The following is a 2,235-nucleotide window of genomic DNA, read 5'->3' as shown; positions in this document are numbered from 1 at the left end:
TGGCGGGCGGTAGGTGAAGTCGGGCGAACGCACCAGCGGGCGGTCCGCAGTTTCGGAGCTGATGTCGGGCCGCGGCCGCGCGGGCAGACCGCCCGCGATGCGCAACGCCTTCAGAAAGCGTTCGGCGACCGGATAGGCTTCGCGGCAGGCGAGCCGCCGCGCGCGCGGGGCCGAGTCCAGGCATTGGATCGACACCACATAGGGCACGCCGAAGCGGGTAAAGGCATAGCGCACATAGCCTTCCCGGATGAAGCGGCGCAGATCCGGATATTGCGCGGCGAGCGATTTGACCGGCTCGCCCTTGCCGCCCTGCGGGTCTGCGACGTCATAGGTCAGGAGCGAGCCGGTGATCTGCACCTCGACCGGTCTGGCAAAAGTTCGCTGCGGCAGGCCCGCACCGGCGTCGGGATCGAGCGAGAACACCGCGTCATAGCCAGCGGGACCCGCGTCGAACAGGTCGACGGCACGGAAGTCCGCCTGATAGTGCGACAAGGGAAGGCCGGGCTGATGGCCATTCTGACGCGCCTCGAGGTAGGAGGCGGTATCGAACGGCAGCAGCACCGGCACCGGGCTGCGACCGATGCCCGAAAAGACCGGCGAGGTCACGGCATTGAGCTGCACCAGCGCCGGCATCGATCGCGGATCGAAGGCCCCGACGCGGCGCTGCGGCGAAAAGGCGAAGTCGGAAGCGATGGCCGGCGCGGCGTTGATCTCGGCACGCAGCTGGTCGAGCACCGCGTGCCATTCGACGTGGACGACCGAGATCACCGGCGCCCGGAACTCTTCCCCGGTCGCGGCCGCCGTGCCGGCGAGGAGCAATCCCAAAATCGCCAGCGAGCGTTTGACGAACCGGACAGCTGTCCCACCCAATCGCGTCGCCCCCCGGCGGCTAGATCCCATCCCGGCGCCTGATGCTTAATCCTTGGCGCGTTCGACATATGAACCGTCCTCGGTCAGGACCACGATCCGGGTGCCGGCCGCGATGTGCGGCGGCACCAAGGTGCGCACGCCGTTGGAGAGCATGGCCGGCTTGTAGGACGACGATGCGGTCTGCCCCTTGGTCACCGGCTCGGTCTCCATCACTTCCAGCGTCGCCCGTTGCGGCAGCTGGATGGACACCGGTGTGGTGTCGTGCATGGACAGTTTGACTGTCATGTTTTCCTGCAGATAAGGCGCCGAGGTGCCGACGACGTCCTTGGGCACCTGGACCTGATCATAGGTGTCACTGTTCATGAAATGGAAGCCGTCGCCATCCTCATAAAGATAGTTGAAATTGCGCTCCTCGATGGTCGCCTTTTCCACCTGGTCGGTTGTTTTGTAGCGCTCGGAGATCTTCACCCCGTCGCTGATTCGGCGCATTTCGACCTGGCTGACGGGCGTTCCCTTGCCTGGATGGATGTTCTCGGAGCTCAGGACGACATAAAGCTTGCCGTCTTGCTCGATGACGTTGCCCTTGCGAATAGAGCTGGCGATGACTTTCAAAGCGGTTTTCCCTGATATGCTGGCCCAACGCCGAACGGGATATGGGTGGTTTGTGGCCTGTGAGGCGCATTCGGGCCGCAACATACTGATTTTGGAGGTGCGCGCCAGCCTTTTGGCGTCGCATCGGGACGCCGGTTAGATGCCCGCAAACCTCCCGTTTTCGCCCTGGTGGTCGCGTGGGCGCCACGCCGACACGCGACCCTTCCTGATGGCCCGGGCCGCGATCACGCGGGCGGTGCGGGCGTGGTTCGACGACCAAGGCTTTGTCGAGGTCGAGACCGGCGTCCTGCAGGTTTCGCCGGGCAATGAGACCCATTTGCACGCGCCCCGCACCGAGCTGACCGGCGCCGGCGGCGACCGGGTGACGAGATACCTGCGGACCTCGCCCGAATTTGCCTGCAAGAAACTGCTGGCCGCTGGCGAGGCAAAAATCTTCGAGTTCGCGCGGGTGTTCCGCGACCGCGAGCGCGGCGACCTGCATCTGCCCGAGTTCACCATGCTGGAATGGTATCGCGCTGATGCCGGCTACGAGGCCATCATGGCCGACAGCGTCGCGGTCATCGCGCAGGCGGCGCGGGCAACTGGCATCGGGCGGTTTGCGTTTCGCGGGCGGAGCGCCGACCCTTTTGCCGATCCGGAACTGCTCCCGGTTGCGGCCGCGTTCGAGCATTTTGCCGGCATCGATCTGCTCGCGACCATCGTGGGTGGCGAGGGCGACCGCGCCGCCCTGGGCGAGGCCGCCCAGCACAAGGT

Annotated in this window: 2 protein-coding genes and 1 pseudogene; 1 reads left to right on the top strand and 2 read right to left on the bottom strand. The window is 65.6% G+C overall.

Translation table 11 applies throughout. The features are described from left to right. Window positions 1–870 (bottom strand): annotated as a pseudogene (locus tag WCB02_RS13195) (M23 family peptidase); the annotation flags it as partial. A 45-nt stretch (window positions 871–915) separates the two neighbouring features. Further along, window positions 916–1,482: an elongation factor P gene (efp, locus tag WCB02_RS13190; RefSeq protein WP_423958669.1), complete on the bottom strand. Its 567-nt coding sequence runs from the start codon at window positions 1,480–1,482 to the stop codon at window positions 916–918. A gap of 139 nt (window positions 1,483–1,621) precedes the next feature. Between efp and WCB02_RS13185 the strand changes: the two genes are divergently transcribed. Continuing rightward, the coding region (locus WCB02_RS13185) for an amino acid--tRNA ligase-related protein (RefSeq protein WP_423958668.1) at window positions 1,622–2,235 on the top strand (614 nt) is incomplete at its 3' end.

This window comes from Bradyrhizobium sp., assembly GCF_049581145.1.
Taxonomy (GTDB): domain Bacteria; phylum Pseudomonadota; class Alphaproteobacteria; order Rhizobiales; family Xanthobacteraceae; genus Bradyrhizobium.
This window is presented reverse-complemented; position numbering and strand designations above follow the sequence as displayed.